Source organism: Paenibacillus sp. EKM301P (genome assembly GCF_011800295.1).
GTDB lineage: Bacteria > Bacillota > Bacilli > Paenibacillales > Paenibacillaceae > Paenibacillus > Paenibacillus polymyxa.
This window is the reverse complement of sequence record NZ_JAALFM010000002.1, coordinates 133,721-152,917: the sequence shown is the minus strand read 5'-3', so window position 1 is coordinate 152,917 and position 19,197 is coordinate 133,721. Positions and strand designations below refer to the sequence as shown.

The 19,197-nt window shown below is 44.5% G+C and carries 17 protein-coding genes and 1 tRNA gene; 9 read left to right on the top strand and 9 right to left on the bottom strand.

Annotated elements, in window-relative coordinates; translation table 11 throughout:
• Positions 1-337 precede the first annotated feature (337 nt).
• Positions 338-1,138, top strand: a complete 801-nt coding sequence (locus HFD99_RS06110; RefSeq protein ID WP_123796949.1) for a barstar family protein — start codon at positions 338-340, stop codon at positions 1,136-1,138.
• A 531-nt stretch (positions 1,139-1,669) separates the two neighbouring features.
• Here HFD99_RS06110 and HFD99_RS06105 read toward each other — a convergent pair.
• The gene (locus HFD99_RS06105) at positions 1,670-1,882 is read right to left on the bottom strand and encodes a helix-turn-helix domain-containing protein (RefSeq protein WP_016820594.1); all 213 of its coding nucleotides are present in this window, start codon (positions 1,880-1,882) and stop codon (positions 1,670-1,672) included.
• A 284-nt stretch (positions 1,883-2,166) separates the two neighbouring features.
• Here HFD99_RS06105 and HFD99_RS06100 point away from each other — a divergent pair, with 284 nt between their 5' ends.
• Positions 2,167-2,532, top strand: coding sequence for a hypothetical protein (locus tag HFD99_RS06100; protein WP_031463147.1), 366 nt, complete (start codon positions 2,167-2,169; stop codon positions 2,530-2,532).
• An 85-nt stretch (positions 2,533-2,617) separates the two neighbouring features.
• Here HFD99_RS06100 and HFD99_RS06095 read toward each other — a convergent pair whose 3' ends face one another.
• The gene (locus tag HFD99_RS06095) at positions 2,618-2,926 is read right to left on the bottom strand and encodes a hypothetical protein (RefSeq protein ID WP_031463148.1); all 309 of its coding nucleotides are present in this window, start codon (positions 2,924-2,926) and stop codon (positions 2,618-2,620) included.
• Between the two features lie 133 nt (positions 2,927-3,059).
• On the opposite strand from HFD99_RS06095, the gene HFD99_RS06090 reads away from it, so the two are divergent.
• Positions 3,060-3,133, top strand: a tRNA-Pro gene (locus HFD99_RS06090).
• Positions 3,134-3,373: 240 nt separating this feature from the next.
• Here HFD99_RS06090 and HFD99_RS06085 read toward each other — a convergent pair.
• A complete protein-coding gene (locus HFD99_RS06085; RefSeq protein ID WP_123796950.1) occupies positions 3,374-4,645 on the bottom strand; it encodes an MFS transporter in 1,272 nt (423 codons plus the stop codon).
• A 731-nt stretch (positions 4,646-5,376) separates the two neighbouring features.
• Here HFD99_RS06085 and HFD99_RS06080 point away from each other — a divergent pair.
• The 3 genes from HFD99_RS06080 (at position 5,377) to HFD99_RS06070 (ending at position 10,247) form a co-directional block, all read left to right on the top strand.
• Positions 5,377-8,274, top strand: a complete 2,898-nt coding sequence (locus HFD99_RS06080) for a 2-oxoglutarate dehydrogenase E1 component (protein ID WP_016820587.1) — start codon at positions 5,377-5,379, stop codon at positions 8,272-8,274.
• Positions 8,275-8,279: 5 nt separating this feature from the next.
• Positions 8,280-9,575 carry a 2-oxoglutarate dehydrogenase complex dihydrolipoyllysine-residue succinyltransferase gene (gene odhB, locus HFD99_RS06075; RefSeq protein WP_017426623.1) on the top strand — a complete coding sequence of 432 codons (1,296 nt, stop codon included), beginning with the start codon at positions 8,280-8,282 and terminating at the stop codon, positions 9,573-9,575.
• Between the two features lie 141 nt (positions 9,576-9,716).
• Positions 9,717-10,247, top strand: a complete 531-nt coding sequence (locus HFD99_RS06070) for a YfiT family bacillithiol transferase (protein WP_123796951.1) — start codon at positions 9,717-9,719, stop codon at positions 10,245-10,247.
• Positions 10,248-10,348: 101 nt separating this feature from the next.
• Here HFD99_RS06070 and HFD99_RS06065 read toward each other — a convergent pair whose 3' ends face one another.
• The 4 genes from HFD99_RS06065 to HFD99_RS06050 form a co-directional block, all read right to left on the bottom strand.
• A complete protein-coding gene (locus HFD99_RS06065) occupies positions 10,349-11,353 on the bottom strand; it encodes an alpha/beta fold hydrolase (RefSeq protein WP_123796952.1) in 1,005 nt (334 codons plus the stop codon).
• A gap of 25 nt (positions 11,354-11,378) precedes the next feature.
• Positions 11,379-12,353: a type I phosphomannose isomerase catalytic subunit gene (locus HFD99_RS06060; protein WP_019686638.1), complete on the bottom strand. Its 975-nt coding sequence runs from the start codon at positions 12,351-12,353 to the stop codon at positions 11,379-11,381.
• A gap of 170 nt (positions 12,354-12,523) precedes the next feature.
• On the bottom strand, positions 12,524-13,105 hold the full coding sequence (locus HFD99_RS06055; protein WP_044785870.1) for a class I SAM-dependent methyltransferase: 582 nt from the start codon (positions 13,103-13,105) through the stop codon (positions 12,524-12,526).
• Positions 13,106-14,059, bottom strand: coding sequence for a TIGR01212 family radical SAM protein (locus tag HFD99_RS06050; protein ID WP_013370065.1), 954 nt, complete (start codon positions 14,057-14,059; stop codon positions 13,106-13,108). It lies immediately after the preceding gene.
• A gap of 307 nt (positions 14,060-14,366) precedes the next feature.
• Between HFD99_RS06050 and HFD99_RS06045 the strand changes: the two genes are divergently transcribed.
• Complete coding sequence (locus HFD99_RS06045; RefSeq protein WP_013370066.1) at positions 14,367-14,564, top strand: hypothetical protein; 198 nt, start codon at positions 14,367-14,369, stop codon at positions 14,562-14,564.
• A gap of 104 nt (positions 14,565-14,668) precedes the next feature.
• On the top strand, positions 14,669-15,382 hold the full coding sequence (gene trmB, locus HFD99_RS06040) for a tRNA (guanosine(46)-N7)-methyltransferase TrmB (protein WP_016820575.1): 714 nt from the start codon (positions 14,669-14,671) through the stop codon (positions 15,380-15,382).
• A 44-nt stretch (positions 15,383-15,426) separates the two neighbouring features.
• Here the strand turns inward: trmB and HFD99_RS06035 are convergent, their stop codons facing one another.
• Positions 15,427-16,560, bottom strand: coding sequence for an MGDG synthase family glycosyltransferase (locus tag HFD99_RS06035; RefSeq protein ID WP_404925993.1), 1,134 nt, complete (start codon positions 16,558-16,560; stop codon positions 15,427-15,429).
• Between the two features lie 51 nt (positions 16,561-16,611).
• Positions 16,612-17,139, bottom strand: coding sequence for a phosphatase PAP2 family protein (locus HFD99_RS06030; protein WP_013370069.1), 528 nt, complete (start codon positions 17,137-17,139; stop codon positions 16,612-16,614).
• A 600-nt stretch (positions 17,140-17,739) separates the two neighbouring features.
• On the opposite strand from HFD99_RS06030, the gene HFD99_RS06025 reads away from it, so the two are divergent.
• Positions 17,740-18,978 carry a glycosyltransferase family 2 protein gene (locus tag HFD99_RS06025; protein ID WP_017426627.1) on the top strand — a complete coding sequence of 413 codons (1,239 nt, stop codon included), beginning with the start codon at positions 17,740-17,742 and terminating at the stop codon, positions 18,976-18,978.
• Positions 18,979-19,197: the final 219 nt, after the last annotated feature.

The window sequence follows — 19,197 nt, the reverse complement described above, 5'->3', positions numbered from 1 at the left end:
CGATGAACCCCCAAGCTATTCTACTGTTAGCCAAGCATTCTCATCAAACACTATAATTCTTATTAAAGGTAACTTTTCAGCCACTCATTATTTTCAAGAGATGTTGGAAATAAAGCCGTGAATTGTTGAAAAGAAGTATGATGCTTCGTTAACATTTAAGTCCGAGTTAGGAAAGATTCAATTTGCAATACCGGCAGAAGAACTGAAAAAAATTAAAAAGCCAGGGGATTTCAGTCCTTGGTGGCTTCAAAATAATTGATTATTCTACCTAAGAAGCTAAAAATGATACCTTAAATGCTACATTCCTTAAAATTATTGTGAGGAGATATGATACAAAATGAGGCAGAGATTTGCTGTCATGGATGATGAAAGTGGGCTCACAGTTGGTTATTGTCAAGATGTGGTTGGGCTAACGGGTGATATTATGGTCGAAACGTATGAAAAGGTCATTTTTGAACAATTTGTCTTTAATGAGGAATTCATAAGAAACATAGCAAAGACAAAACAATCTGTATCCAACTTGTGCATTGTCATTTTAAATGACGAAGAAAAAGGGATTGGAAGCTATTATTATCACCTACCTGAATCCTTTATAATCCATAAACTAAATTACAATAAAGGAAACTTCAATCTGGAACTAACCGGTATACTTCAAACGAAGCCTTCTCCTGTTGAATTAAGATTATGGGAGTTCTTAAAGTGCTCTCAGTTGCTTGAAAATAATATATGGCAAGGCTTTTCTAACGAAGAACGGTCTGGATGGCTAAACGTGAATAGAATACATTCTGCATCTAATCATTTTGCCAGACCGGATAAACGAGGAGAAGTCTACACCTTAGACGGGGAATACATATTTGATGTTACAACATTTTTTATAGCACTTGGTGAAGCGATTAATGGGCCCGGTGGGTACTATGGATTTAGCTTGGACAGTATATCGGACTGTCTCTGTGGAGGTTTTGGGGCAGTAGGACCGTTCACGATCCATTGGAAAAACGCACATTATTTCTTGGAAAGATTCGAGAAAGAATGGGATCAAGAAGAGAGAAGTTATGGATTTTCACCACAGCAATATTTTATGGATCTTTTAACGATCTTAGTATCAGGTGGTGTCACCGTGAATTTTTCTTCGAATTAAGATGGCAAAGCTAGAAGGGAATTTTGAAATGGAATATAAATTAATGCAACCACCTTTTTGCACATAGATTTTTGGGAATGGTATCTAGGGGATGTACAGATTCAAAGTAAAAGTAAAAGTGCTTTGGAGTTAGAAGAGGAACATTCAGAAACCAAAGTCTTATTTTAGTGTAAATTGCCCTGTTAACACTGGTTTAGCTAAGGATATGGATGTGATCATGATCGTAATGAATAAAATGTATCGGGTTTTAGACGGTGAGCGTAATCCTTATGCTTTATTGGACATTTATCATACGTGGGAGAAATATATTTAAAATCGCCTTATAGAAAGGGATTATGGTGTGAAATCTAATTGAGTGGGAAGATCGGTAAAAAAGTATTTTAAATATTATACAAAGAACAGAGAGCCCTTAACATGTTAACGGCTCTCTTCGTCGTCTTCTGGCAAGTATTCGATCAGTTCACCAGGGAGTACGCCAAGGTTCTAAACCTAACTGAAACAGTTTCTCATAACAAGAGAAGTGCCATTTTACTAATTTGTATCATCCTCTACATACTCGATAACATCTTGAACATGGCAATCTAGAGCTTTACAGATTTTATCCAGCGTATCAAATTTCACACCGTCTGTTTCTTCGTTGTAAAGTTTGGTGATTCCGTTTCTATGTAATCCAGTCATGCGGGAAAGCTCGGCAATATTTATCCGTTTTTCACCCATAATACGGGAAAGATGAATCTTTATCATATTTTCCTCCAGCTTAATGCATTCTATAGTGTTAAAAAGAAACATCAAAGTATTGACAATAAACACTGTTGGATGTATTCTGGAAACAACAAAAGTAACACTGTAATGTGCATTTAGTTTGTTGAAATGTTATTTGTGAAAGTCATAGTAATATGCTTATCGTATCAAAAGGTTTTGCAATTAGCAATTAATTATCGTTCAACAGCCTAGTTTGAAAAACTACCTGTAAAAGAAAGCTTATTGGCAAATAAGAAACTTTGAACAAAGGAATGGAGCGAGGATGTATGACAGAATCGGTAATAGAATTGGAGCGGGTATCCATGGTACAGGGGCCGTATGATTACCCTCATATGTATGAGATATTTGAAGGAGTTCTTTATGACTGTCAATATTTCTTTTACCTCGAAAATGGCATACTGAGTTTGCGCCATGTGAAGAAGGTGGAGCAGTCATATCATACGCATCTTTACCTGGATGGAGAGAGCGGAGGCTTGCAACTGGCAGAGGGTGTACAAGGGGAAGTTATGCAAGTTGTCACGGAGATTATCGAACGCTTACGCGCTAAGGATGGACTGACATTTTTATTCGATGAACTGCTGTGGTTATATGGTAGGGGCCCCATTGAATTAAACCTTCTTAAAAAAGGATGAAATGACTCCAGGCAGCAGGCAACTTGCTACAAAAAAATGATCCTAATGTTTTACATTATTGAATTTTCCATATATGAAAAAAGGCTTATGATTTTAGCGAATGAATCAATTGATGACTAATAAATATAAGTGGGTCGTGAGTTAAGCTAATTAAGTCCTGCACAACAGCACTAACAGGAAAACTAAATCCCCAATCAGCTCCGAATAATATTTTTTGCTGTTGCTCAGATGTAGGTGGCTGAGGTTCTTCCAAGCCATATTGCTCTGCAAGTCTCTCTTTCGTTTTTTGATCTATGACAAGTTCATCCTGTGCAAAGGTATAGCACATAGGAATGCTTAATTGTACTAAAAAAAATAATAGTACTGCGGAAATGATTATTTTTTTGCTCTGCATGATTAGCTCCTGTGATCTCCTCAGATTTTAGGTTATATTTTTTGTGTAAATCGAACTAAATAATTCCTTTACAGCATTTTATCACCATATTATAATGATAAATAACAGCAACGATTTACATACACTGGTTTATCGGGGTATAGCGCAGCTAGGTAGCGCGCACCCTTGGGGTGGGTGAGGTCGTGGGTTCGAATCCCGCTACTCCGATTATAATCCAAATGTCCTGCTGGTGCGGATCGTGCGCCTGCCGGGCATTTTTTTGTATATTACATACTCTATCAGTCTTTGTCTCTACTGGGTTGTGACGAGCTAGTCGTATACAACAAATGTATGTACTTGTGAAGTATTTAGGGGAGATAGGATGAAGCCACTTCTGCACGGGATTCGGAAGCAAAAGTGGCAAATCAACAATCCCTCAATGCTGCCATTTATGACTTTTTAATTTACCTATAGAGATTCCTGAAGGGCCTTAGAAGAAGTGCTGTAATCAGCATAACGGGGAAGCACAATAGTGTAGTATATGCCTACCATAACGGTACAGACCCCAACTAATAAAAACAAGAGCTCAATTGAAATAAACGAAGGAAAGCTTACAGCAATGAAACCTAATGTAAGTGACTGGGACAGCATCATTAACGGATTAATCAAACCTTGCACACGTCCCATCATTTGAGGATCTACAATACGAGGCAGCCATCCTCCTATGCCGATGTTAATGAACGGAAGGATCAGTGCAATGACAAAATTGATAATCAGAAAAGCATAGAGGTGGTTAACAAATCCAAGTATGCACATACCTATTCCGGCAACCAGAACTCCGGCTGCAATCATTTGGTGTAGCTTTAGCTTGGCGGAGATGAGCGAAGCGATTAGGGTACCAAGTAACACACCAGCCCCAAAAATAATACCTGTCCAAACCATATACTGCTCATAGTTGCCTGGAGCTAGCTTATATTTAAGAATAAACATCGGTAAAACGCTAAAACCACCATTTAAAATACCGAACATAAAAAAGCCTGAAACCAACCAAAGCAATAGTCTGTTGCGTAATATGTAAAGAAACCCTTGTTTAAAATCAATCATGACCAATTTAAATTTTAATTGTTTAAATTGATGTGCCCCGTTCGGAAGGCGTACTTCCTTGGGAATTTTGCAGGAACGAATAAGCAGTGCAGACACAATAAAAGAAACAGCATCAATGAGGATGGCTCCAGTAATTCCAAGGTGCCAGTAAACGACGGCCCCCAAAGTTCCTCCAAATAACATGAAAAGACTCCCCATCATTTGATTGAGGCCTGCGGCAATGGTGTAATCATCTTCGTTTAATATCCCCTGTATAATGGCACTTTCGGCTGGATAGAAAAATTTGGAGGCAGCACTACGGATGAAGAGAAGGGCAAATACCAAAGGAATCGAATCGACCCAAATAAAAATAAGCAAGCATAAAGATAAAATGGCGCTAATCCAGTCACAATTAACAGCAATTTTTTGTCTGTCCATCCGATCTGCCAGCACTCCAACCACGAGAAATACCACCAGCATCGGGAGCGAATACATTAACTCGGCAAGTGTTGCATAGTAAGGCTGATTTGTAAACCGTTTCAACAAATAAAACATGAATGCAGTAACCCCGATAATTCCCCCCATTTGTGAGGCGAAGGTTGCCAGAAAAAACCTGACATAATTCTTGTTTCTGAGTATTTGTTTTAGTCCAGTCACAGTTCCATCCCTTTCGCTTTCAAAGCGGTTTTTAGATGCCTAAGTAAAATAATAGTGAAAAGTAGGAAAATTGTACAGAAAAGTGACTTTAATGTCACTTTAAGTTTGAATTTGCATCGTAACGGCCATCTACCATTTTTATTCTGCTGTCAACGATAATCATAGTGGGTTGGACTGGAAAGTTGTTTTTAACTCGTTTGGCGTAGTATGAGAGCAACATAACTTAAATAACCAGCCGTCCGTTGATATCCGGTGGCTGGTTATTTAAGTTGCCAAGTGTTTGATTCCTGACTCACAATTGGGTGTCAATCTCCAATCTTAATTAGGCTAAATCCTCAGAAATAAACATCATCTCCATTGTGGTTTTGCCCATATTACCGATAACAAGCCTTACGGATAAGTTGTATGATCTGAAAGCGTTGTTAACTTTTTTTGATTAGGATATCCTTTTATACCACATTCTAATCTTTAAATGATTAAGGCTGCAGAATTACAGAACAACCCGATTCATCTCATTTACGCATGGATATGTTGAGAAAAAGGAAATGCTCATAGCTAGAAAACTTTATACAATGGAAGAGAAATAAGCACTGTGAAATTCGACTTTTGATGATGGATTTCATATAATGTGAACATAGTGTGAATTACTCAAATTAAAGATTTAACAAAACATCAAAATGAAAATGATTTCCGTCCAGCTATGAATTTCAAAATTTGACGGAGGGAACGAGATGACAATGGAAGAGAGCAGCAGACAGGTACCTTGGCAGACGTATTACGGACCTAATCTAGGTTATGTGCAGGACCAGTATGAAAAGTATGTAGCGGACCCCGGAACAGTTGATCCGGCTTACCGCGAGCTGTTTGATCAATGGGGCGAGCCGCCACAATCCGAATATTCGGCTGCTTCCATGATAGACAACAAGTTGCAAGGCCCCCCTACAAGTGCTCTGGGGCACCTTGATTCAAACATATTACAGAAAGCGGTTACAGCGGGCAAAATGGTGTGGAACATCCGTGAATACGGACATTTGGCCGCCCAAATCGACCCACTGGGACTGGATGCAGAGCAGGATACACGTTTGCTTGATCCAGCATCTTACGGTTTAACTGAACAAGACCTGAAGGCTTTTCCAGCCTCTTTAATATGGGATAACGCTCCTGCGGGAACACTGAACGGATGGGAAGCCATTCAACGGCTACGTGTAGCATACACAGGACCGATTGCCTATGAATTTAGTCATATTCATAACGAGGAGGAACGTAGCTGGTTGAATAGCTATGCTGAATCCGGTTGGTCCTCCAAGCCACTCACAACACAGGAACGCAAGTCGTTGCTGGGTAGATTGGTAGAAGTAGAACAGTTCGAAGAGTTCTTGCATAAAACATTCGTCGGGCAGAAGCGTTTTTCCATCGAGGGTAATGATGTGCTTGTCCCTGTACTCGACGAGATTATTCGTCTAACCACAAATGCAGGAGCAAGTCATGTCCTGATGGGGATGGCGCATCGCGGCCGTCTGAATGTATTGGCACATGTGCTGGGCAAGCCTTACAGCAAAATTTTCTCTGAATTTCATCATTCACCGAATAAGGATCTGATTCCGTCGGAAGGTTCCACGGGAATTAATTACGGCTGGACTGGGGATGTAAAATATCATCTGGGCGCGGATCGTTTTGTAAAAGATGGGGAAGCAGTGCAAGCCCGTCTAACGTTGGCGAACAACCCAAGTCACCTAGAATATGTCAATCCGGTTGTCCAAGGTTTTTCGCGCGCGGCGCAGGAAGACCGCAGTGAAGCAGGCTATCCGAAGCTGGATGTCAGCAAGGCAGCTACCATTATTATGCACGGTGATGCGGCGTTTCCGGGTGAAGGTATCGTAGCCGAATCACTCAATTTCACCAATTTGCGTGGCTTCCGTAATGGCGGTACAGTGCATATTATTGTGAACAATCGTCTGGGTTTTACGACAGAGAGTGTTGATTCACGTTCGACCCGTTATGCCAGCGATCTGGCTAAGGGCTACGAAATTCCGATTGTACACGTGAACGCGGATAATCCCGAGGCTTGTATTGCAGCGGCTCGTATGGCTGGCGAATACCGCAATCGTTTCAAGAAGGATTTTCTGATTGATCTGATTGGTTACCGTCGTTATGGTCACAATGAATCCGATGATCCAGAAACAACACAACCACTAGTGTATCGTAAGGTGAAGAATCATCCGACGGTTAGCAAATTGTATGCTCAAAAGCTGATGAAGCAGGGCATAGTGGATGAAGCATTTAGTACTGCTCTGATTGAGAAGGTGCAAAACCGACTGAAGGAAGCGCATGAGCATGTGAAGAATCAACCAGAAGAGGAACCTGAATTTACAGCTGTGAAGGGGAAAAAAAATCAGAGCTCTCCGGTCCGTACTGCGGTTGAACTGAAAAAGCTGCGCCAAATCAATGAGAACCTGCTCAAATGGCCACAGGCTTTTCATGTATATCCGAAGCTGGAACGAATTTTACAACGTAGAAAAACAGCTCTGAACGAGGGTGAAAAAGTAGATTGGAGCTTGGCGGAGACGCTGGCTTTGGCCACCATTCTAGCAGACGGCAAGCCTATTCGTATGACAGGTCAGGATGCGGAGCGTGCTACTTTTGCTCACCGTAACCTTGTACTGCATGAGCCCGAAACCGGGCGTACCCATTGCCCGTTGCATACATTGCCGGAAGCGCGTGCTTCGTTCAGTATTCATAACAGTCCATTGTCTGAGGCGTCAGTCCTCGGCTTCGAGTATGGCTATAACGTGTTTTCTCCTGAAACGTTGGTCATTTGGGAAGCGCAATTTGGCGATTTTGCCAACTGTGCGCAGGTTATTTTCGACCAATTCATTTCTGCTGGCCGTGCCAAATGGAGACAGAAATCCAGTCTGGTGATGCTATTGCCGCATGGTAGCGAAGGACAAGGACCTGAGCATACGAGTGCACGTCTGGAGCGTTTCCTCCAGCTGTCTGCACAAAATAACTGGACTGTCGCCAATTTGAGTAGCGCCTCACAGTATTTTCATCTGCTGCGCCGTCAGGCTGCATTAAGCGAAAGTGAGGAAGCTCGCCCGCTGGTGATGATGTCGCCGAAGAGCCTGATTCGCAACAATCGTGTTGCTTCGCCTGCTTCTGAATTCAGTGAGGGAACATTCCGTCCTGTGTTGGAGCAACCTGGTCTGGGATCACGTCCAGATCGGGTAGAGCGCATTGTATTGTGCAGTGGCAAGATTGCCATTGATCTGGAGGAAGCGTTGGAGAAAGATAAGAACGGGAATGAGGCAGAAGAGCACTTGCATATTATTCGTGTGGAGCAGCTCTATCCTTTCCCGGCAGAGGAAATTCGGAATATTTTCAATCGCTTCCCACATGTTAAGGAGTTCGTATGGGCTCAGGAAGAACCTAAAAATATGGGAGCCTGGAGTTATATGGAGCCTCGTCTGCGAGAGGTTGTGCCACAGGGAGCGGAAATTCGCTACGCAGGCAGACCGGATCGTTCCAGCCCGGCGAGTGGTTATCAGCAAGTACACAGCCTAGAACAACAGCGAATTATTCAATCGGCGTTGAAGCAGGATTCCAAAAACAATATTACACTGGGGAGGTAGCGGCTGTGAGCGACATTATAGTGCCAGCAATGGGAGAATCCATCACGGAAGGGACAATCTCCAAATGGCTTGTGAAGGAAGGAGATTCCGTAGGACAGGGAGATGTTCTACTGGAGCTGGAAACGGATAAGGTTAATCTGGAAATTAGTGCGGAAGAAGCAGGTGTGGTTCAGAAAATCCTTCGTCAGGAGGGGGATACTGTGGTTATCGGTGAAGCTGTTGGCTTGATCGGAAGCGGCAGTGGCGCGGAAGCAACCGGTGCCGGAGAAGCCGCAGCGACCCAAGCGCCTGAAGCGCCGTCCGTAGCAACTTCACCAACTTCCGTAGAAAGCAGCGGTAAGGCAGTAGAAAAGTCTGCGCCGCCAGTTCCCTCCAATAGTGACGGAAATGGTCAGACGGCATCACCATCCGCCCGGAAGCTGGCGCGTGAGCGCGGGATTAATCTGGAGCAGGTACAGGGAAAGGACCCGCTTGGACGTGTGTTCCAGGAGGACGTAAAAACGCATAATGGTGCTGAAGTATCACGTACAGCATCTGTACCTGCGCCTCCCGTTGCCAGCAAGCCTGTGTCACCGTCTCCAGCTCAAACAGAGTACAGCAAGCCTGTAGAGCGGCAGCGGATGTCCCGTCGGAGAGCGACGATTGCCAAGCGTCTTGTTGAAGCACAGCAAACAGCCGCCATGCTTACTACTTTTAATGAAGTGGATATGACCGCCATTCTTGATGTGCGTAAACGCCGTAAAGATAAGTTTAAGGAGAAACACGATGTAGGGTTGGGTTTTATGTCCTTCTTTACGAAGGCAGTGGTTGGCGCGCTCAAGCGCTTCCCTACTGTGAATGCAGAAATCAATGGCGATGATATCGTACTGAAAAAATACTATGATATTGGGATTGCTGTATCTGCTAAGGAAGGTTTGGTCGTTCCCGTTGTCCGGGATGCGGATCGTCTGGGTTTTGCTGAAATTGAGAAGAGCATTGCCGATTTGGCTAGCAAAGCTCGTTCCAATTCACTTTCTCTGGCAGACTTGCAAGGAGGAACCTTTACCATAACCAATGGAGGTATTTTCGGTTCCCTGCTGTCTACGCCAATTCTGAATACACCGCAAGTGGGTATTTTGGGAATGCATAAAATCCAACTTCGCCCGATTGCCATCGACGAGGAACGCATGGAAAATCGTCCAATGATGTATATCGCCTTGTCCTATGACCACCGTATTATTGATGGCAGCGAGGCGGTCCGGTTCCTGGTAACGGTCAAAGAATTGCTGGAAGATCCCGAATCATTGTTGCTGGAAGGATAAAAATAAATTAGGCGAGTGTATTTCCTCTGTACGTGCATGACAAAAGCAGACTCTTGCGGGTCTGCTTTTTTTCCTGCATAGTACTAACATAAGGCTATAGGCATTGCAGACATTCAGATATAGAGAAGGGCGGGAACTGTTTTGGACAAAGACTTGCGCTACCCGATTGGACCGTTCGTGGTTCCAGATATCATTACAGAAGAACAGCTGATCACATGGATCGACGACATTGCTGAATTGCCTGGACAACTGCGTCAGGCGGTTGAAGGACTGAATGAGCAGCAGCTAAATACGCCTTATCGCGAAGGAGGATGGACAATTCGACAGGTTGTTCATCATTTGGCAGACAGCCATATGAACAGTTATATCCGTTTTAAGCTGGCGCTGACCGAGGATACACCGACAATCAAACCCTATGATGAAGGGCGTTGGGCTGAAATACCAGATGCCAGAGAGCTTCCACTGGAACCTTCGTTGCAATTGCTGGAAGGACTGCATGCACGATGGGTGACCATGTTACGCTCGTTAGGGGAAGATCAGCTACACCGAACATTTATTCATCCTGAATCGGGCCAGACGATCCGCCTGGAACGAAACATTGGCATCTATGCCTGGCATGGCAAACATCACATAGCTCATATTACTTCCCTGAAAGAACGAAATACATGGTAATTAACTCAAAAATGATGTCCTGATGAAATATAAAGGAATACAAAAGAAACCTTTAAAGCCACTTTTATCGTGCTTTAAAGGTTTCTTTTGCTTATTCCTCACTAGGATGATGACTTGGGCGAAGCTGATAAAGAGGGCGCTTCGGAGGCTCCAGACAAAACGGAAACAGAGGTTGCTCCTGTGTTAATATGACGGTCGAGCCAGTCCACGATGTCACTCATTACCTCGTTACGATTGGTTTCATGCAACATCTCATGGCGACCGTCAGGATAAAGGCGATACTCCACGTCTTGAAGCTTCAGGCTTCGATACATATCCACTAGCGACAACACACCTTTTCCAAACAAGCCCACCGGATCACGATCCCCGGCAAAAATATAAACGGGCAGTTTTGGATTAATGTTTTGCAGCGAGGAAGGCCAGTGGATTTCTTGTAAAAGCCTGAAAAAATCGAGGAAAAAGCCTGTCGTGCAAATAGCTCCGCATAATGGGTCGTGCACGAACTGATCTACTTCCTCGGGATCACGGGACAGCCAGTCGAACGCTGTACGCACCGGACGAAAGGCTCGGTTAAAGCCGCCAAAGACCATAGCGTTGAGCAGCATGCTGCGATGATCCATTCCTTGCAGTTTGGCTTGCAGCAGGGCAACCTGCTCTCCGAGTTTCAGCAGACTACGTCGTCCGTTGGTCCCTGATAAAATAAACCCGTGATACGACTGCTGATCATCATACATAATTTTCTGGGTTAAAAAGGACCCCATGCTGTGACCCAGTAAAAAACGAGATTGATCAGGGAATTCCTTGGCCGCAATTTCGCCTAGCTCCAGCATGCCTTTTGCCATTCGATTGAATGCATTGGCTCCCGGCATACCGAGCTTATCAGGATCACCAGCTGTGCGTCCGTGGCCGATATGATCGTTGGCATACACAACGTAGCCAGAAGCGGTAAGTTTTTCGGCCAGCCGAAGGTAGCGGTAGGACGTCTCACACATGCCATGCGAAATTTGAACGATCCCCTTGACGGGAATATTCTGCTCGGGTAGCCATCGGTAAGCAAAAAGCTCTGTTCCGTCATCTTCAGCGATGGTGAAGGTGTATTCCCGCATGATTAGACATCACATCCTTTAAGCTTTAAGGAAGATAAGATCTAAGTACGGTCATTCCGTCATTCAGCGTGTAACCGCCCAGATTAGCGGGGAGCAGGAAGCAATCTCCAGCTTTACAGGAAAGAGACTCCGTATTATTGTCCCATGTTATGGTTCCACTGCCTTCGCAAATCACAAGGATAGTGAAGCTGTCTTCCGTTGTAGAAAGTGTCCAACTTCCCTCTACGATACCCTTTTCCACAACAAAATACTCACAGGATGCCAGTTGGAGCCATTCTCCAGGCTGCAAGCCGTCCGTTTTCATCGTTGTTGCGCCTGCACCTTCGTAAGAAGTTACATTAAGGGAGTCCTCGATGTGCAACTCACGAGGTTTGCCGTCCAGACCGGGGCGATTGTAGTCATATAAGCGATAGGTTGTATCCGAATTTTGCTGAATTTCAGCAACCACAACACCTGCACACAGTGCATGCACGGTTCCAGCGGGGATGAAGAATGTATCGCCTGCTTCAACTGGAACCTGACGCAAACTGCCCATGATATCTCCGCTTTCAAGAGCTGTACGCAGACTTTCACGGGTTACACCTTCGGTCAGACCATAAATAATTTTGGCATCCGGCTTGGCATCAAGCACGTACCACATTTCGGTTTTTCCTAATTCTCCTGCTGGAAGTCCAGCGTAATCATCCGTCGGATGCACCTGAACGGATAAGTCATCGTTGCAATCCAGTAGCTTGATCAAAAGTGGAAAACGTCCGCCTTTTTTCGATACGCCCTTTGCGCCAAGCCAATCCTGTCCGTAGGTCTGGCGGATTTCATCCAGTCCTTTTCCAGCCAGCTCGCCATTGATAACCGTTGTTGTTCCATTTGGATGATCGGCAATCATCCATCCTTCACCAATATGTCCTTCTGGTGGGGTCAGACCAAATTGTTCTAAGGCTCGTCCTCCCCAAACTCTCTCTTTGAACTCAGGTTGAAATTGCAGCGGGTATGGCTTTAGCATGATTTCTCTCCTCCATAATGAGTAATGAGTACGATCTAACAGAATCAGGCAATCAAAACGTGCCGCTGGGCAATAGACCAGGATGAATAGACCCATATGGCGCTAAAAATATATGTAAGGCGGCTAAGAAAGTCGCTCATTACCAAATATGCGAGTTTAACAACCCGACATTATTTCTTTTCAACCGCGACTACGTAAGGCGAAGCGTCTCGTTGTAATTGACGGTAAATAATGCTTTGACCGCTGGAGACTGGGAGGGCAGAAGCCCATTGAAGGACCGCTTCCGCTTCTTCCCTGCCTCCGGCGTGTCCTGGATATAATACGGCAGTCAAAATACCGCGCGGGCGCAGCAAATGCAAGGCAGCTTCAAGTGCGACGAGCGTGCTGTCTGTATGTGTGATAACCGTAAGATCGGCGCCTTCGGACGGCAAGTAGCCGAGGTTAAACATGACAGCAGCCACTTTACCATGCAGCAGATCTGGAACGGCCTCCCGCATTTGCTCATGGCCTTGCAGCAATAGTGATACTTCTGCTAATGAAGAGGAAGAATCTTCTTCTAGCCGACGACGAGCGTAATCCAAAGCTGCCTGCTGGATATCGAACCCATAGACGCGGCCCCGTTTGCCAGCAGCTTTAGCCAGAAACAACGTATCGGCTCCTGTGCCGACAGTGGCGTCTATAGCAGTATCGCCTGGCTGCACCCGCGCAGCTACTAATTGATGAGCATAGCTCAGAACAGACAGGAATCCCATTTAAGATTTCCTCCAGTATTTTCCTTGCCACGTTTCACGTGATTTTAGTTCATTATCAATGCCGTTAAGCACTTCCCATTTTTTAAGCGACCACATAGGCCCCATCAGTAAATCACGTGGTGCATCTCCGGTCAACCGATGAACGATCATTTCAGGGGGTAAAAACTCCAGGGTATCTACAATGAGCTTAATGTACTCGTCCTTTTCCAGAAAGCGTAGCAATCCGGCTTCGTACTGCTTGACCATTGGCGTTTTACGCATGAGATGCAGGAGATGGATTTTGATGCCCTGCACATCCATAGCAGCTACTGCACGTCCTGTATCGAGCATCATTTCATGCGTCTCCTGCGGTAGACCATAAATGATATGGGCGCACACACGGATATTCCGCTTACGTAGCTTTTCTACAGCATCCAGATAGCACTGAGTATCATGAGCACGATTAATCAGCTCAGAGGTCGATTCATGGACAGTTTGCAGGCCCATTTCGACCCACAGGTACGTGCGTTCGTTCAGCTCGGCTAGATAATCGACTACATCATCAGGCAGGCAATCGGGACGTGTAGCGATGGACAGACCGACAACACCGGGCTGTTCCAAAATAACCTCGAAATATTCTCGTAGTTCCTCAACCGGGGCATACGTATTGGTGTAGGCTTGAAAATAGCCAATATATTTAGCATTGGGCCATTTTAAATGCTGGCGATCCCGAATCGTATTGAACTGGGTGACCAAATCATCGCGGCGACGTCCGGCAAAATCACCTGAGCCGCGTGCACTACAAAAGGTACAACCCCCTTTGGCAATGGATCCATCGCGATTTGGACAAGTAAAACCCGCATCCAGCATGACTTTAAACACTTTATTTTGAAATTGCTCGCGCATTTCGTAATTCCATGTATGGAACCGTTTATCTCCCCACAGGAGAGGAGCAGGCAACAAATCTGTTTTCATGGGAGGACTCCTTTTTTTACGATCACCCTATTGTAACAAAATTCAATCTTAAATGGGAATCACTTGACCAAGAAAGTCATTAAAAAGTGCGGATTTTATCGCTTTCCGGATTGAAAAAGGTTACACAATATGTTATATTGTAAGCGGTACCAGACATATGATAAAAGGACTGTTTTTAATCCTGAAGATAAAAAGTTATCAGCTGCTAATGATTATTCTTCAGGGAGGCAGCTATGCTGTTTCTATCGCCTGCTTTAGGGGAAGTGCACGTCGGTTCCATCACAAATAACCCGTGAGGTGATCTTTTATGAATACGCAGGATAAGACGCGTATGGATAAAGTTACTGTTGAGTTAACCTTTGATGAGGCGTTAGCATTGACTGGTGTCCGTTTTGGGCAGGATCGTCAGATTGGAACGGCTGCACGTCAAAAAATCAGAGCCGCTTGCCAAAAGACAATTGATTTTTCACCTGCTGATGGGGTAGACTATGAACAATTAAACTAGTTGGACCCCAATCCAAATATATTGAAAAAGGAATTTCATTTCCGTATCTTCAAGCGGGGGTGGAATTCCTTTTTCCTTGATAACAGAGCATATGGAGGAGTAACATGCGTTTACGCGGAAGAAAAGGAATACGTGAAAGTCTGGAAGAACAGCAAGATCTGGTCATCTTGGAGCCATCACAGTATAAGGGGAATTGGCAGCAGCTTTTTGGTAATGATCGCCCCATTCATGTGGAATTTGGTATGGGTAAAGGGCAATTTATAAGCCAAATGAGCTACCGAAATCCAGAGGTTAACTATATCGGCTTTGATATGTATGATGAGCTGGTTCGCCGTGCTACGGAAAAGTCCCGCCTGGCCTGGAGTGATTCAGAGGTTGTTACACCGCCCAATATCAAATTGGCACTGGCAAACATCGAACAGATCGAGAATGTTTTCGAACCAGGGGAAGTAGAACGCATTTATCTGAATTTTAGCGATCCCTGGCCTAAAGCCAAGCATGCTCGCCGTCGTTTGACGCATCCGCGTTTTTTGGACAAGTATCGTCAGCTTTTGAATAGCAGAGGACAAATTCATTTTAAGACGGATTCGGAGACATTGTTTGAGTTTTCTCTGAATTCATTCGCTGACAGCGGTCTGCAAATGACGAATATTTCGTTAAACCTTCATCGTGATGGAATCAATGAGGAGCATGTCATGACGGAATATGAACAAAAGTTCATGGGTAAAGGTATGAATATTCATCGCGTCGAGGTGCTGATTGGTAAAGACGCTTTGGAAGAGTACGGAAAAACACGGCTTGAAAAATACGGAAAGTAAAAGCAGACAAAATAAATAAAGTAAACAAGACAGGGTGCTTCCTTTTAGGAAAGCACCCTGTTCGGTTCCAGTATATCCAAAATACTCTGTGCGCTCTGAAGAGGATAATATCGCGCTATATTATGAATGTGCTCCTGTCGCTTGCGAACGATTTCTGGAAAATCGTATAGCAGCCGGTTCATCCATTTAACGACAACATCCAGCGAAGTAATCGGTTCTCCGAAGCCTTGAGCCGTAAAATACTGACAATTTTCCTCCTCCTGTCCAGGGAGAGGCTTGTGAAACAGCATCGGAATCCCTTTGGCCAACCCCTCGGTGCAGGTCATTCCACCGGGTTTGGTAATGAGCAGATTCGATACTTCCATTAATTTGTCGATTTCCCGTGTGAATCCGAAAATATGAATATTTGGATGATTAAACCGGGGATCTAGCTCCATTTTACGACGAATTTTATCATTATGCCCCAAACAAAAAATAAATTGAATCTTTTCTCTCCAATCGGTAAGTGAACGATGTATAAATTCGTCATTCATCAGGCCCCAGCCGCCGCCCATAACAAGTACTGTCGGGATGGGTTTAAGTCCAAATTGTTCTCTGATTTCATCGTGCCCTGGATGTTCCCAAAAATTGGGATGCACCGGAATGCCGGTCACCTGGATTTTTGATACGGGTACTCCACGCGCGCGCAGCTTACGCATGACTTCAGGCGTAGATACAAAGTACCGGTCAACCTCAGGACTAATCCATGTTCCATGTGCATCGTAGTCTGTTATGACGGTACACAGCGGGACATGTAGACCTAAGCGCTTCAAACGTGAAATGACCGCGCTTGGGATGGGGTGAGTACATACCACCAAATCGGGACGAAGCTGCCGAAGAATATTTCGGGTCTGTGTGTAGAACAGACGGTGCAAAGCGAGCGTTGTAAGACGGTTTAATGATTTTTTGTATTGATGACGGTAAACCAATCCGACTAGGCGAGGCTGCGATACAACAGTCTTCTTGTATGCTGTAATAATGAGCGGGGCCATTCTCGGATTCAAAAAGCTCCCCAGCTCCAGCACTCTTGTCTGCACATCCGGAGAAAGCTTCCGCAAGCTGCTTGAGAGCGCGTAGGCAGCTTGAGTATGTCCGGCACCGAAACCTTCCGATAATAATAACACTCGTTTTTTAGCCACTCTCATTTCACCTGTTCCTGCTGGGATGTTCTCAATCATACCATATCGGCTTTAAGGCCAGAATGCAACCGTTCCTATTGCTGCAGACGTTCCGATGACTGCTCCTGCAAGTACATCCGTGGGATAGTGAAGCCCCAGATAAATTCGAGAAAAACCTACAATTATCGCTACTGGCAACAGCAACAGTGCTAGCATGGGTGACTGCAGCATAAAAGGAACGGTAGCCGAAAAAATTGCGGTCGTGTGTCCTGAGGGAAAAGAATGATCCGACAGGGGATTGCGAAATGTATTCGTGCCTGGTAGCGCCAAGTACGGACGTATCCGCGGATACAGCTTTTTAACGATAGCCACGGGGATGTGACTGACCGCAAGAGCGATAGCTCCTTTCATGCCGGAATCTTTCCATGGATACGGAGCGAGCCACCAGATAAGAAGCGTAGAGGCTATAGTAAAGGTAGCGCCGCCTAAATGTGTGAGATAGTACAGCCAAAAGTTCAAAAAACGGTTGTGTAAGCGCCCGTTGATCCATTTGAACAATCGCTGCTCCAGATTTACAAGTTTTACGACTAGACGTTGCATTTGGTTTCCTCCGGTTGCCGGTTCAGGTCTGTCGGCAAATATTTTGAATCAATTTGACAGAATCAGATCTAAGTAATTATTCTCTTGCTCTCATCATATTTTTAAACGCTGTTCATTTCAAGAATCACCACTTATCTGGTTCAATTCTACACAAAAATGTTAATGGAATATAAGCAGTATTGTATAACTTTCTTTGCGTTCATCCGTCTAATAAGATAGAGTGATTAGAAGTGGTTGCTAATTGGCCCACAAAAAGGAGGGACCAAAGAAATAAAAAGTTAGCAAATGGATGAAAATAAGACCTAAGCGTCATGAATGAAAGGTCCAGCGCCGCATTCTCGGTTCAAACGGGAATTTGTCGTGTTTTTTTGCTGCTGAGACCCGTTTAGGGGCTTTGACAAAAGATTGAAAACCAACGAAAATCGTAATGGCATTCCTGTGTCAGCCAAAAGGGGGCTGCGCAGAGCCGAAAGAAGAAAGCAAGGGTCGGGTCAAAACTACAGAAAAGGCGCACAAAGCGCCGCAACTTGCGCTACACAGATAGAAAACAGACAAACGCAAGATTTTTAAAGGGGTATAAAAAGGGGGTAACAAGAGATCATGTTAGACGCTATTTTTGTGACGCTCCAGATTATACTGGCGTTGATCGCAGTCTATCAGTTTGCATTCTCCTTGTTCGGATTGGTTCGCAAGAAAAGGAAAGAGCAGGCGGCTCCAGAAAAATCATTTGCCATTTTAGTCGCTGCCCACAATGAAGAACAAGTTGTCGGAGCATTGATGGAAAATCTAAAGCAGCTTGACTATCCAAAGGAGCTGTACGACGTATTCGTAATCTGTGATAACTGCACAGATAAGACAGCGGACATCGTTCGTGCTCACGGTATGAATGCATGTGAACGTACGAATCCGAATTTGCGTGGTAAAGGCTATGCTATTGAGTGGATGCTCAAGGAGCTATGGGCTATGCCGCGTCAATATGATGCCATTGTCATGTTTGATGCTGACAATTTGGCGCATACCAATTTCTTGAGCGAAATGAACAATGACTTGTGCTCAGGCGCCCGTGTTATCCAGGGATACATTGATACTAAGAATCCTGAGGACTCTTGGATCACAGCCGCATACGGGGTATCTTATTGGTACATCAACCGTTTGTGGCAGTTGTCACGTCACAACCTGAATATGGCTAATTTCCTCGGTGGTACAGGCATGTGCTTTGAAACAAATCTGCTCAAGGAAATGGGCTGGGGTGCAACAAGTCTGGTAGAGGATTTGGAATTCACTATGCGTTGTACACAACGCAACGTATATCCAAGATTTAATTACGATGCCAAGGTTTATGATGAGAAGCCGTTGACGTTCAAAGCTTCGTCCAGACAGCGTCTGCGCTGGATGCAAGGTCACTTTACGGTTGCTCGTCGTTATTTCTTCCCATTGTTGTGGCAGAGTATCAAGCATAGAAGCCTGATTAAATTCGATATGGCTCTTTATGGTCTGAACGTGTATATCGTACTGTTTACCTTCTTGATGACAGTAGCGATGTGGGTAGATATTGCATTATTTGGTGGACCCAATATTGAAAATATCTACGTACAATTCCCTGCTTGGACCGGTTTTGTGGCTGTGGGGCTGAATATTGTTACCTTTTTGATCGCGATGATCTTGGAAAAGGTCACGTTCAAAAAAGTATATTTGTACTTGCTACTGTTCCCGGTCTATCTGATTTCGTGGTATCCGATTACGTTCTATGCGTTCTTTACACAGAACAACAAGCAATGGAGCCACACCCAGCATACGCGTGTCGTTCGTCTGGAAGAGGTTCAGAGCAAGCAAGGTTAATGGACGATAAAGTAAAACTTTGTGTCCTACAGAGGCTGGGCTTCAACTGTTTTTATAAAAGTGTTGACGACTCAGTAGTAACATGATATGATATTTGAGTATGTTAATTGAAAAGTATGGATTAACAAGTAGAAGGACCGACTTCTCACCTGTCCGGTATTGCCGGCTGGTCATGATCCAATGATTTGTGAATTGAACTTTCATGATGAATTGAGTATC